The sequence below is a fragment of the Peteryoungia algae genome (assembly GCF_030369675.1).
Lineage (GTDB): Bacteria > Pseudomonadota > Alphaproteobacteria > Rhizobiales > Rhizobiaceae > Allorhizobium > Allorhizobium algae.
Genome location: NZ_CP128477.1, coordinates 1,020,188 through 1,032,496, shown reverse-complemented (window position 1 = coordinate 1,032,496; position 12,309 = coordinate 1,020,188). Strand labels below are relative to the sequence as shown.

10 protein-coding genes are annotated in these 12,309 nt (G+C 61.4%); 4 read left to right on the top strand and 6 right to left on the bottom strand.

Translation table 11 applies throughout. The features are described from left to right. Positions 1-44: 44 nt before the first annotated feature. A complete protein-coding gene (locus tag QTL56_RS05225) occupies positions 45-209 on the bottom strand; it encodes a hypothetical protein (RefSeq protein WP_245136796.1) in 165 nt (54 codons plus the stop codon). Positions 210-369: 160 nt separating this feature from the next. Between QTL56_RS05225 and dusA the strand changes: the two genes are divergently transcribed. Continuing rightward, the gene (gene dusA / locus QTL56_RS05220; protein ID WP_245137185.1) at positions 370-1,359 is read left to right on the top strand and encodes a tRNA dihydrouridine(20/20a) synthase DusA; all 990 of its coding nucleotides are present in this window, start codon (positions 370-372) and stop codon (positions 1,357-1,359) included. 80 nt (positions 1,360-1,439) lie between these two features. Here dusA and QTL56_RS05215 read toward each other — a convergent pair whose 3' ends face one another. Further along, positions 1,440-1,652, bottom strand: coding sequence for a cold-shock protein (locus QTL56_RS05215; RefSeq protein ID WP_229575549.1), 213 nt, complete (start codon positions 1,650-1,652; stop codon positions 1,440-1,442). Between the two features lie 451 nt (positions 1,653-2,103). Here QTL56_RS05215 and QTL56_RS05210 point away from each other — a divergent pair, with 451 nt between their 5' ends. Continuing rightward, positions 2,104-2,730, top strand: a complete 627-nt coding sequence (locus tag QTL56_RS05210; RefSeq protein ID WP_229575548.1) for a DnaJ domain-containing protein — start codon at positions 2,104-2,106, stop codon at positions 2,728-2,730. A gap of 52 nt (positions 2,731-2,782) precedes the next feature. Here QTL56_RS05210 and QTL56_RS05205 read toward each other — a convergent pair whose 3' ends face one another. Continuing rightward, a complete protein-coding gene (locus QTL56_RS05205; RefSeq protein ID WP_245136797.1) occupies positions 2,783-3,289 on the bottom strand; it encodes a hypothetical protein in 507 nt (168 codons plus the stop codon). 1,375 nt (positions 3,290-4,664) lie between these two features. On the opposite strand from QTL56_RS05205, the gene QTL56_RS05200 reads away from it, so the two are divergent. Both QTL56_RS05200 and QTL56_RS20875 read left to right on the top strand, forming a co-directional pair. Further along, entirely contained in the window at positions 4,665-5,297 is a 633-nt protein-coding gene (locus QTL56_RS05200) for a DUF5343 domain-containing protein (protein ID WP_245136798.1), read from the top strand. Beyond that, positions 5,245-5,883 carry a Swt1 family HEPN domain-containing protein gene (locus QTL56_RS20875; protein WP_245136799.1) on the top strand — a complete coding sequence of 213 codons (639 nt, stop codon included), beginning with the start codon at positions 5,245-5,247 and terminating at the stop codon, positions 5,881-5,883. The genes QTL56_RS05200 and QTL56_RS20875 overlap by 53 nt, the downstream gene beginning before the upstream one ends. 161 nt (positions 5,884-6,044) lie before the next feature. On the opposite strand, the gene uvrB is transcribed toward QTL56_RS20875, so the two are convergent. The 3 genes from uvrB to QTL56_RS05185 all read right to left on the bottom strand — a co-directional run bounded on the left by uvrB (position 6,045) and on the right by QTL56_RS05185 (position 12,278). Further along, on the bottom strand, positions 6,045-9,173 hold the full coding sequence (gene uvrB / locus QTL56_RS05195) for an excinuclease ABC subunit UvrB (RefSeq protein ID WP_245136800.1): 3,129 nt from the start codon (positions 9,171-9,173) through the stop codon (positions 6,045-6,047). Between the two features lie 117 nt (positions 9,174-9,290). Continuing rightward, positions 9,291-10,223, bottom strand: coding sequence for an HNH endonuclease (locus tag QTL56_RS05190; protein ID WP_245136801.1), 933 nt, complete (start codon positions 10,221-10,223; stop codon positions 9,291-9,293). A 72-nt stretch (positions 10,224-10,295) separates the two neighbouring features. Next, positions 10,296-12,278, bottom strand: a complete 1,983-nt coding sequence (locus tag QTL56_RS05185) for a putative bifunctional diguanylate cyclase/phosphodiesterase (protein ID WP_245136802.1) — start codon at positions 12,276-12,278, stop codon at positions 10,296-10,298. Positions 12,279-12,309: the final 31 nt, after the last annotated feature.

Below are 12,309 nucleotides of genomic sequence, written 5' to 3'. Positions count from 1 at the left end.
GCTACACCTCGAACTTCCGGATTGCTTCGGTCCAAAATGCCAGGTCAGCAATGATATTGCCGTTCGCGCTTTGAAATCCGGGCTGTAGCCGCAGGACGTCTGTCAAAGGTCTCGGTCTCGTGATAAGTCACGCCATCCTGCATGACCCGCATTCGCACCCGGTAGGCGACGCTGCCATCCTTGCGCTTGCGCGCGCGGATCGTGCCCATAGCCGGCTCCTAATCGGCTCCATGGGACCAAATCGAGTGCAAAAATCGGCGGAAACAGCCCCGAGCGAGTGTAAGTGAGACGATGGAGAAAGTGCCGTAAGTGTCTGAAGAGCAACAAAACGTCAATTATTTCAAAGCTCCCGTCTTCGCCGTTGCGCCGATGATCGACTGGACGGATTGGCATTGCCGGTTTTTCCATCGGCAGCTCTCGGCGAGGGCGCTGCTCTATACCGAGATGGTGGTGGCGGATGCGATCATTCACGGGCCGCGGGAGAAACTGCTCTCGTTCAACGGGGAAGAACATCCGGTTGCACTGCAGCTGGGCGGATCGGATCCGGCAAAGCTCGTGGAGGCGGTCAGGATCGCCTCGGATTACGGCTATGACGAGATCAACCTGAATGTCGGCTGTCCGTCGGACCGGGTACAATCGGGGACCTTCGGGGCCTGCCTGATGCAGACGCCCGAGGTGGTCGAGGCCTGTGTCGCCGCCATGAAACAGGTGGCGACGGTGCCGGTGACGGTCAAGTGCCGGATCGGGGTGGACGAGCAGGAGGCGGAAGCTGTGCTGCCGGATTTCCTCGCCCGGATGATCGGGGCAGGGGCCGACGCGATCTGGATCCATGCGCGCAAGGCCTGGCTGAAGGGCTTGAGCCCGAAGGAAAACCGGGAGATACCGCCGCTCGATTACGAACTCGTCTATCGAATGAAGCGCGAAAATCCCGATGTTTTCCTCGGCATAAACGGCGGGATCAGCGATCTCGACCAGGCGGTTCGGCATCTCGCCGTCATGGATGGCGTCATGCTGGGGCGGGCGAGTTATCACAATGCGACGCTGCTCACGGAAGTCGATCAGCGGATCTACGGCGAAGCGGCGAAGCCGGTCGACTGGGATCACGTGCGCGATGCCATGATCGGTTATGCGGAGCGGGTGGTGGCGTCCGGCGGGCGGCTCAACCATGTCACGCGGCATATGGTCGGGCTGTTCCAGGGCTATGCCGGCGCCCGGCGCTATCGGCAGATCCTGTCGTCGGAGGCGACCAAGCCCGGTGTGTCGCCGGACCTCATTGCCGAGGCCTTTGCGGCGGTCGACATTGCGGGCGGGCCGAAGACACAGGTCGCGTCCAGCAGCACGTCGGCGGCTGCGGAGTAATCTCTATCGCCGCTTTTCGGCATTTCTGCGGTCCGAAATCGAAAATGGCGCCCCGGGGGGACGCCATTCGAAATTCTTGATCAGTCGGCCTGGATGTTGACGGCCTTGGGGCCCTTGCCCATGCGGTCCGGCTCGGTGTCGAAGGTGACCTGCTGGCCATCCTGGAGGCTCTGCAGGCCGGAGGCCTGGAGCGCAGAGATGTGGACGAACACGTCCTTTGCGCCGTCTTCCGGGGTGATGAAGCCGAAGCCCTTGTCCTGGTTAAAGAATTTTACGGTGCCCTTGGTGGCCATGGGAGAGTTCCTTGTTCCCGATTTCTGTCGTCTGCGCCACGGCCGGCGGACCGGAAGTGGCAAGGTGAAGTTCCGCCGAAACGGAACCGTCGAGTGGTCGCGATAACGGGGAAAGAACGTCTGCCGGCGGGAGAAGGCCCCCAGGACCACACATGCGGTCGATCAAAGTCAGTCCAGTCTCCGGGATCTTTGGTGCCCGAACGCGACAAGAGGTAGGTGCATTTCCGAACCTTGGCAAGTATGAAAAATCACAGTCTGCACCGCACAAATTCCGCAATAGACTGAAATCCTTGAGATTTGGGGGGTGAGTCTGATGCCCTTGCGCCCCCGGCTGGGAGTGGACGCCCCCGGACCGACCCATGTTTCGACCGGGGACGACGGCGTGTTCCGTCTTGAAGCAGCCGCCATCCGGGTTTAGGGGAGAGGTGGCTGGGCGCGGGAGTGAATGAGTATGGCGAAGACGGGTGCCGCAGTGATCGACCCTTACGAGCTCCTGGGCGTGGCCCGGGATGCCGACGATGCGGCCGTAAAGGCGGCCTATCGCAAGGTGGTCAAGACCGCCCATCCGGATGCCGGCGGCGATGCCGAGGCCTTTGCCAAAATCTCTGCCTGCTACGACCTGCTGAAGGATCCCGTGCGCCGCCGGGTTTTCGACGATACCGGTTATGATCCGCAGCTGGCCGAGCCCACCGACCTCAAGGGGCTGATGGTGCTGGAGACGCTGATCAACGACATGATCCTTGACGAGCGGGAGCCCGGCAGTTTCGATCCGGTCGCCGGCCTGCGGCGCAAGCTCACCGACGACATTCTCAAATGCCGCTTCCACATTCTCGAGCTGGAGCGCCACCGGGCGCGGGTGCGCAAGCATCTCGACCGGCTCGGCCGGCGGCCCGATACCGACGTGCTCGGCTCGATGCTGAGGGCGCGGGCGCAATCGATCACCGATGCGATCAAGGCCTCGGAAGTGCAGATCGGCGCGATCGAGCGGGCCTACTCCATGCTCGAGGGCTATTCCTACGAGCTGGAGCCTCTGCCGGTCGAAATCGAGGCCGAGGATCTGCCGAAGGCGGCGGAATAGGGTCGCCTCCCTCACTTTCCCCATCACTGGCCCCTCACTTGCGCGCGCGGCTTCATGGCGCGGTGCCCGTTTTGGCGGAGGGGCGCTTGTCCGGTTTGCCATGGCGCCAGGTGCGGCGGTAGAGGGCGGAGACTTGGCGGTCGGGGTCGGTGGCCTGCCAGTCGGCGAGTGCTGTCCGTTCGTGTACGGGATGCAGGCCCGGGCGCGTGTGGATGCGGTGGATCATCGCCAGTGCCAGGCGAAGCTGGGAGACTGCCTGCTTGTCTTCGGGCCATTGGCGGGGTTCGGTGCTGGGGCTCATATGCAGGCGCAATTGGCCAGCCAGGGTTTGAATCTCCAGGCGCTCTCTCGGCCTGGCATGTGCCACGCAGGGCGGCAGGGATTCGCCTGATGCCAGCGGCGGATGCGCGCGTTGCGCCTGGCCGCTGCAGTGCCGGTCGCGCCGGCATTGGCGCCGCCGGCAGATGAGGGGGGTGCCGTGTTCGGTGAGGATGTCGCGCAGCAGGCGCAGCTCAAGCGGTTCGGTTTTGGGGTCATCTGTGGTTGTCGGGTCTGGCATGTCGGTCTCCTTGTCGTGAGGTATTTCGGGATTTGGCGAAAGAGGGAAATTCGCGGGGCTATCTCCCCACTTGCGGGGGAGATGGCACCCAAAGCTTCGCCGCCGGTCGGGATCAACTCCCTCCGGGTGGGGCATGCTTTCCTCGGGTTAACCCCGAGGATCGGACGAGGCGCCAGAAGCAACCTGTCTAAGTAATTTTATGTGGCTCCTTCCGGCGCCCCGTTCGGCGTCTTGTCCCGCTGCATGCGTCTCTCTGGCAAGGCGGCGACGGTCTTCGGTCCTCGGGTCAGGCCCGAGGATGACCGAGGAATGACCGGGCGCGGGTCCGGCTGTGGCGGCATACGAGATGACGCATCAGCCTGGCCGGTGGCCCGGGAGGTTCCCGCCGGATGGTGCACCAATCCGACCGGGACCCTCGCCCGGGGGATGATCGTCTGGCCATTTGCGGCCCGGCGCTCATCCCCGCCGTTTTGTCTGCCCCCGCCGCCGGTCAAGTTCGCGACGGCGTGGGCGCCTTGTCTGTGTGCCTCTGAGGCACGTCCTTCCGATCAGGGTATCCGGTGTTGGGGCATCCGACCCCATCACCTCAGCCCCTCGTCCGGAGGGAGACCGTTGCAGCGGGCCGGGGATTTGCACCTGCGAGAGTGCTCGCCCCCGGCGCCGGCCCCGCCTCGCCTGACATCGCATCGTCAGGTGTATCCGAGGGCGGGACGGGGACTAGGGTAAGGGGGTGAAAATGGTGGGGGATGAAAAAATGTGTCGGGGTTTGATTTTGTTAGAGAAACGCTGCGGGGCGTCCCCCTCTTTCCGGGAGATGGAGTGGTGTGACGTGCCCGTCTGGCCTCCGAAGGCTTGTGTCTGGATCCTCGGGTCAAGCCCGAGGATGACGGAGTGTGAGGTGGGCGATTGGTATCCTCCGCGACTGTCTTCATTGCACGACGCCTGAGGAGGATACCCTCATCTCTCTCTAGAGTTAGTCATCCTCGGGCTTGACCCGAGGATCCAAACACAAGCTCTCTGTGCGCCCTATCCCCCCATGCGGGGGAGAAAGCGAAATCGAGGAATTGGCCCGATCAGGACCATACCTCAGATTTCGTAAGAGAGGGCTCGGTGATGTCGATGCCTACGGAACTGTGCCCCTCTCCAGGGAAATCTGAAGTTTAGGCGGCTTAGGCGCGCCTAAGCCTTCGATTTTCCGTCCTCCCCGCGTGTGGGGGGGAGTATCTCGCAATTTTTCTTGGAGGTCGCCGCTCACTTTCGGAAGATCGAAATCAGGTGCAAACTGTCCACGATTGTGTCGTAGATGCAATGGAAAGTTGCAGATGGGAAAATTCCCGATAAGCTAACCAAAACATCACAATGGAGATATTCCAGAATGGCTGGCCTGCCTTACGTTACATCTCCGGGAAACATCGATCGTGCCCTCAACGGGATTAAGCTAGCGGCCGTCCCTGAACGGGTTAGCCAAGATTTCGTCAAGACTATACTGAAGATCCCCGGCGGCTCTGGAGATCAGATGACGTCGTTTCTGAAAAAAATTGGCTTCGTGAACCCGGACGGGTCTCCGACAGAATTATATAAAAAGTTTCGCAATCCGTCAGAGTCGGGTGCTGCAATAGCAAGCGCAATAAAGTCAGCTTATGCGCCTCTGTATATCCGTAACGAGTTCATGCACGAGTTGTCTGATGATAAGCTTGTCGGAATACTTGTGGAGGAAACTGGGCAGCCTCATGACTCTAACCCAGTTAAAATGATAGCTGCGTCCATTAAGCATCTCAAATCTTTTGCTAATTTCCGTGCTGAGGAAAAAAGAGAGCAGCTGATTGATGTCAGGCCAGAGGAGAGCCGGAAAAGTTCGTCGACAGAATCGAACCCGGGTTCTCAAAGCATCGGTCTCAATCTTGGTTACACGATTAATTTGAATCTGCCAGCCACTTCTGATCCAGAAGTATTTGATGCTATTTTCAAAAGTATTAGGATTCATCTTCTCCGAGCTGACGATGCCTAAGCGACCTGACGGCCTTATTCGTGCTTTTGGAATGAGCGGGTTGCAGATCGCGGCTAGCATGAAAGGTATTGAGCGGAAATACGCAGTTGACCTCGGGTGGTCCCCATCGGCGCCCTCGGGCCGAAAAGCTGCAGAGTATGAGCAGTTTCCGGCCACTTTGCGTGCCGAAGCTGCGAGGATGTCTGAGTTTTATGAAGTATTCTACTGTCTCGAAAACTCCATCCGTAGTCTGGTGTCAGACATCCTTCTCGAATCTGAAGGTGCAGACTGGTGGAACAGTTCTCGGATAGACGAAAAGAGAATACGTGAGCCGACGCAACTGAGACGAAAGAAGGAGGTTGATAACGGTGTAACCGCGCGCTCTGATAGGCTAATTGACTATACAACATTCGGCGAATTATCCCAGATTATTACTGATAACTGGGATTTGTTTGAGCCAGTCTTTAGTTCTAAGAGCGCGGTTAGCAGCGTGTCCAATCAACTGAATCTGTTGAGAGGACCTATTGCGCATTGCAATCCAACTGACGAGTTGGAACAGGATAGGCTGAATCTTGCCGTACGATCATGGTTTAGGTTGATGTCCTGAGCGACATCAAGCCAAGTAAATTGAAATTACTGCTGCACGGTTTCGCATATTGTACGTGAAGGAGGGCGTAGAGTTCAGCCTGCTCCTCCCTACAAGGGGGAGGGGGTGCCCCTCATCCGCCCTTCGGGCTCCTTCTCCCCGTGAACGGGGAGAAGGAGAGGTCAGCGCCCCGGTCGCCCCGTCTTGCCCTTCGTCCTTGCCTTGCGCTTGCCGTCAGCCGGATCCTCGTAGGAGCCGGCGCCGGCGCGGGCGCGGATGATGGGGCGGGGGTCGTCGGGTTGCCCCTCATCCGCCCTTCGGGCACCTTCTCCCCGTGAACGGGGAGAAGGGGGAGCCTCCGGCTTCTCGGGCAGTTTGCCGGTCACCGGTTTTTCGGTGCGGCCGACGGTCATTTCGTCCAAGCTATTTTTACGAAAATAGCTTTTTCCCAATGGCGCGGATTCGCTCTCCTGTCCGGCTTCGCCGGGCAGGGCATCCGCGCTGGTGTTCTTGCGGAAATGGGAGCTTTCCGGGCCGGATTTCGGCATGGGGACGGCGCCGTCGGTGCCGGGGCCCATGTCGTCGATATGGGGTTTGGAGAAATAGCTGCCCTTGCCTTCCGGGGCGCCCGACTTGTTGCGGCCGGAGGAGGAGATGCGCGGTTGGGTGTCGTCGTCGGTCGTGGGTCCTCGGGTCAAGCCCGAGGATGACGACGGAGGGGGCGGCGCCAAGTTTTTCCCTCTCGCACCTTCCACCGCCTTTGCCTCTTGCTTGGCAATCGGGTCGTCCATGGCGGCGAGTTCGACGGCCTTGAGGCGTTTGATTTCGTCGCGCAGGCGGGCGGCCTTTTCGAAGTCGAGGTCGGCGGCGGCGTTGCGCATGTCTTTTTCGAGCGCGTTGAGATGGGCCTGGAGGTTGTTGCCGACGAGGTGGCCGCCATCGGCAAAACCCTTGCCGGAGACGCCTGATATGTCGGCGCGGACGTGGTCGCGCTCGTAGACGCTATCGAGGATGTCGGAGATGCGGGCCTTGACCGATTCCGGCGTGATGCCGTGTTCGGTGTTGTAGGCCATCTGCTTTTCGCGGCGGCGGGACGTTTCGTCCATGGCGCGCTGCATGGAGCCGGTGATCTGGTCGGCATAGAGGATGACCTTGCCGTCGACGTTTCGCGCGGCGCGGCCGATGGTCTGGACCAGCGAGGTTTCCGAGCGCAAAAAACCTTCCTTGTCGGCATCGAGGATGGCGACGAAGCCGCATTCGGGGATGTCGAGGCCTTCGCGCAGCAGGTTGATGCCGACGAGCACGTCGAAGGCGCCGAGGCGCAGGTCGCGGATGATCTCGATGCGCTCCAGCGTGTCGATGTCGGAATGCATGTAGCGGACGCGCACACCCTGTTCATGCAGGTATTCGGTGAGGTCCTCGGCCATGCGCTTGGTGAGCACGGTGACCAGGGTGCGGTAGCCTTTCAGCGCCGTTTCGCGGATTTCGCCGAGCACGTCGTCGACCTGGGACTTGGCCGGGCGGATTTCGACCGGCGGGTCGATGAGGCCTGTGGGGCGGATGACCTGTTCGGCAAAGACGCCGCCGGCTTCTTCCATTTCCCAATTGCCGGGGGTGGCGGAGACGGCGACCGTCTGGGGGCGCATGGCGTCCCATTCCTCGAAGCGCAAGGGGCGGTTGTCCATGCAGGAGGGCAGGCGGAAGCCGTATTCGGCCAGCGTCGCCTTGCGGCGGAAGTCGCCGCGATACATGCCGCCGATCTGGGAGACGGAGACGTGGCTCTCGTCGATGAAGAGCAGCGCGTTGTCGGGAATGTATTCGAACAGCGTCGGCGGCGGCTCGCCGGGCTTGCGGCCGGTGAGATAGCGCGAATAGTTCTCGATGCCGGCGCAGGAGCCAGTGGCTTCGAGCATTTCGATGTCGTAGCGGGTGCGCTGTTCCAGGCGCTGGGCTTCGAGCAGGCGGCCGCCCTTTTCGAGCTCGGCGAGGCGCACTTTCAGCTCGTCCTTGATCGCCTTGATCGCGCCGTTCAAGGCCGGGCGTGGCGTGACATAGTGACTGTTGGCGTAGATCTTCACCGACTTCATCTCGCCGGTCTTCTTGCCGGTCAAGGGGTCGAATTCGGTGATGCTCTCGATCTCGTCGCCGAAGAGGGTGATGCGCCAGGCGGCATCCTCCAGGTGGGCGGGGAAGAGTTCGATCGTGTCGCCACGCACGCGGAAGGAGCCGCGGACGAAATTGATGTCCTGGCGCTTGTATTGCTGGGCGACGAGGTCTGCCAAGAGCTGGCGCTGGTCGATGCGGTCGCCGACCGACATCTGGAAGGTCATGGCGGTGTAGGTTTCGACCGAGCCGATACCATAGATGCAGGAGACGGAGGCGACGATGATGCAATCGTCGCGCTCGAGGATGGCGCGGGTGGCGGCGTGGCGCATGCGGTCGATCTGTTCGTTGATCGAGGATTCCTTCTCGATGAAGGTGTCCGAGCGCGGCACATAGGCTTCCGGCTGGTAGTAGTCGTAATAGGAGACGAAATATTCCACCGCATTGTCGGGGAAGAAGTTCTTGAACTCGGAATAGAGCTGGGCAGCCAGCGTCTTGTTCGGCGCGAGGATGACGGCCGGGCGTTGCGTCGCCTCGATCACCTTGGCCATGGTGAAGGTCTTGCCGGAGCCGGTGACGCCGAGCAGGACCTGGGTGCGGTCATCATTCTTCAGGCCCTCGACCAGGTCCTTGATGGCGGTCGGCTGGTCGCCGGCGGGCTCGAAATCGGAGGCCATGCGGATGGTCACGCCGCCCTCGGACTTTTGCGGCCGGGCCGGGCGGTGCGGCATCCAGAGTTCGCCGTTCTTGAACAGCGGATTGCCGCTTTCGATCAGGGCGGTCAGGGCCTCGACCGTGGCGGTGACGGCGCCGGGGGCCAGGGACTCGGCTTCCTCGAGCGACACGTCCATGCCGGCGATCGGATTGAGGCCGGCGGCGGCGCGGGTCTTGGGATCGGAGGAGGCGCCGATCGAGACGCCGCGGGAGGTTTTGGTCGACGTGGTGTTCTTTGCGGTGGGTTTGGTCGTCGCCTTTTCCAGCGCCACCTTCTCCGCATGGCGGCGGGCCTCGATCTCGATCTTCTTGCGATGCTTGCCGGCCTTGGAGGCGAGTTCGCGCTGGCTCTCGACGGTCGACGCCTCGGCTTCCGCCTCCAATTGCTTCACCCAGTCGGAAACGGATCCCGACAGGGGCGCGCCTTCGAACGGCGCTTGCGGAGCTTCCTCGAAACGATCAGAGGGGGCGGAGGATTTGGGAGACTTGGCCATGGCCGGAATATGGAGAAGGGCGCCGGCAAAGGGAAGAGGCGAGGCCCGGATAATCAGAACAAAAACGCAACGGGAGGCAGGGGTTGTTGCCAGCATGGTGGCAGGAGGAACGGGATGTCAGTGTTTAAAGACGTTGTCTCGGTGCCAGCTGAGATAATGCGGATGCGGACGCAGATGTGGCGCGGCCGGGACGCGCGCCACACCATCCTTGACCAGCAGGTGTGAGACGTCCTCGTTCATCTGGCGAGATTGCAAAATGGTGAAATCGTCTGCCAGTGACAGAAGGCCACGATCGAACATCCAATGAACGGTGCCAGAGAGGGCGATGCCATTCTGGATAGAATCGTTTCCGCCCTTCTCGACCGGGACGATATGGGCTGCTTCGACTTCTGGGCGGCCGCGACCATTAATGAGGCGCAGGCCGGTGAAGGCGCATGTGCGATCATAGACCTCACGGATATGCTGGCGGAATTTCGCATCACGGAAGGGACGGTTAACTGTGCTCGCGATGATAGGCCGTTGGAAGTCATCAACGACGTAGTGTGGCTGGTCGGGTTCTCCTGCCTGAAGATACAGGAGTGGATCGATGGACCGATCCAAGGTCAGCTGCGTTTCGTCGACGCGGTCGCTACGGGGCGGCCACTCTTCTGGCTCTGAGAGGCCTGCCTCGACGAGAGCAACGAATTCCTTCTCGCTGATGATGCGGACAGCCTGGACACTGCGGCCGGAGTTGACGCTACCATCTTGGTTGATCAGCTGGCGTTCATAGCCGCTATTTTCGCGATAATCGAGTGGGCGATCGAAGTCCAGGTAGTCGGTTAGTTCCGCATAAAAATGTCCTGGCAGGTCGTCATCTGCTTTGATCGCGGTGATCCTCGCCAAGCCCGTATAGTATCGGCTCCGCAGGCCGCTCAGCGGTCCATAGTAGATGATCCAATCATCCTGCGCTTGCTGGACGCGCGAGAGATACATTTTCGGGAAATGATACAGCTGGCCGCGGAGATCCTTATAGCCGCTTCCGTCCTTGTGGTAGAAAATCGCCTTTGCCATAGAGGTCTCGAGTCAATTGCAAATGATGCAACTATGCCGTGGCAGAGCCGCGGTGCAACCCGTCTTCGCTTCTCACGCCACCGACAGATGCTTCGACTTGCTCTTGCGCTTCAGATTGGAAGTGGTCTGGTGGTTGGCGATCCAGGTGTCGAGGGCGCTTGGTGGCATGGGGCGGGCGAAGAGGTAGCCTTGGGCCGTGCCGCAGCCGAGGCGGGCCAGGATGGCGGCATCTTCGGGGGTCTCGACGCCTTCGACGACGATTTCGAGCGAGAGGGACTGGCCGAGGCTGACCATGGTCGAGATCAGCTTCTGGTTCGTTTCGCTGCGGGCGACATCGTTGACGAAGCTGCGGTCGATCTTGAGGCGATCGACCTTAAGGCCGATCAGATAGGCCAGCGAGGAATGACCCATGCCGAAGTCGTCGACGGCGAGCTTGTAGCCGGCTTCTTCCATCAGCTTCAGCTGGGCGTCGGCGAGGGCCGGGTCGAGGATCGTCTCTTCCGTGATCTCGATCTCCAGCGATGCGGGATTGACGCCGTGTTCCGTCGTCACGCGATGCAGCATGCAGGCGACGGAATAAAGCGCGAATTCCCGCGGCGAGACGTTGAGTGCGACGGTGACATCGGGGAGGCCGAGTTCCGGCAGGCGGCGGACGAGCAGGCAGGCGTCGCGGGCGATCCGGGCGGTGAACTGTTCGGAGAGATGCACGGCCCGGGCCGCATTGACGATTTCGGGCGGGGAGACGAAGCCCAGCTGCGGATGCTGCCAGCGGACAAGTGCCTCGAAGCCGGTGATGCGGCGTGTGACGAGATCGACCTGGGGCTGGAACCAGGCTCCGATCGCCCCTGTCTGGATGGCGCGCTCGAGATCCTGTTCGATGATCCGCCGGCGCTCGGCATTCCTGCGCAGGTCCGGATCGAATTCGCGCAGCTGCCGGCGGTCGTTGCGCTTGGCATCGTAAAGCGCCATGTCGGCGCAGGCGAGCAGTTCCTCGGCATCGCTGGCATGCTCGGGATAGGCCGCAAGGCCGACGCTGAGGCCGACAACGGCCTGGCGCTGATGCCATTGGATTGGCTGGCGGCTTGCTTCCAGCACGGAGGCCGCATGGGTGCGGGCGCGGCTGAGCGCGTCCGGACCGCTGACGATAACGGCGAATTCGTCGCCGCCGAGACGCGCAATCAGACTGCCGTCCACGACAGTGGAGGACAGCCGCGTGGCAATCTGCCGGAGCAGCGCATCGCCGGCGCTGTGTCCGAGCGTGTCGTTGACCGACTGGAAACGCTCGACGTCGAAGATGAGCAAGGCGACGTCTTCGTCCACGACCCGTGCGCGGGCGATGTCCCCGGCCAGACGGCCGTGAAAGAAGACCCGATTGGCCAGTCCGGTCAGCGTGTCGCGATTGGCCAAGGCTTCGAGACGGGTGTTCTGGCGCAAGATGTCACTGTTGGCGCGTGTCAGGCTGTCGGCAAGCGCCGTCGCCTCGTGGCGCGCGACCTGGCTGTTGACGAACATGCGTTCCGCCCAGAGGCTGCGGCGGATGAAGACCAGGATCATCAGCGACAGGCAGAAACCCATGAGCACTTCGTTGGCGCGGCCAGTCCCGATCAAGCTGAGCATGAGGGAAACGAGGATCGGGATCGCGTAATTGAGTGCAAGGGGGGTATTGCCGATCTGCTTGACGACCGATCCGGTGGCCATGCCGCCCATGATCAGCAAGAGCGATGCGTGCTGCCCGAGGGGGGCGAAGTCGGTGACCACCCAAGGCAGGGCTGCCCAGGTGGTTCCGAGCGCGAGTGCGCCGAATGACAGGATCGTCAGGGTGAATTTCGGGGCGGTGACGAGAAGGCCTCGGCGTGTGAGCGCTTTCATTGAGTAGGCACGGCCAGCCACGATGGCGAGCGCTGTGCCGTACCAGGCCAGACTGGCCCAATTCACCTGGTTCTGCAGATAGAGGATCAAGATGCAGACGGAGAGGGTAATCAGGTTGAGTGTCAGGGTCGAGCGGTATCCATCGGCGACGTCCGCCACCTTGGCTTGCAGCACTTCAGGTATCATCTCGCCGCTTCGGTTCTCACTCAACCACATA

Bases quoted from the DNA above. Each gene is read 5' to 3' on its own strand.
- QTL56_RS05215 (WP_229575549.1), bottom strand. From the start codon at position 1,652: ATGGCCACCAAGGGCACCGTAAAATTCTTTAACCAGGACAAGGGCTTC.
- QTL56_RS05185 (WP_245136802.1), bottom strand. From the start codon at position 12,278: ATGATACCTGAAGTGCTGCAAGCCAAGGTGGCGGACGTCGCCGATGGA.
- QTL56_RS05205 (WP_245136797.1), bottom strand. From the start codon at position 3,289: ATGCCAGACCCGACAACCACAGATGACCCCAAAACCGAACCGCTTGAG.
- QTL56_RS05200 (WP_245136798.1), top strand. From the start codon at position 4,665: ATGGCTGGCCTGCCTTACGTTACATCTCCGGGAAACATCGATCGTGCC.
- uvrB (WP_245136800.1), bottom strand. From the start codon at position 9,173: ATGGCCAAGTCTCCCAAATCCTCCGCCCCCTCTGATCGTTTCGAGGAA.
- QTL56_RS05210 (WP_229575548.1), top strand. From the start codon at position 2,104: ATGGCGAAGACGGGTGCCGCAGTGATCGACCCTTACGAGCTCCTGGGC.
- dusA (WP_245137185.1), top strand. From the start codon at position 370: ATGATCGACTGGACGGATTGGCATTGCCGGTTTTTCCATCGGCAGCTC.
- QTL56_RS20875 (WP_245136799.1), top strand. From the start codon at position 5,245: ATGCTATTTTCAAAAGTATTAGGATTCATCTTCTCCGAGCTGACGATG.
- QTL56_RS05225 (WP_245136796.1), bottom strand. From the start codon at position 209: ATGGGCACGATCCGCGCGCGCAAGCGCAAGGATGGCAGCGTCGCCTAC.
- QTL56_RS05190 (WP_245136801.1), bottom strand. From the start codon at position 10,223: ATGGCAAAGGCGATTTTCTACCACAAGGACGGAAGCGGCTATAAGGAT.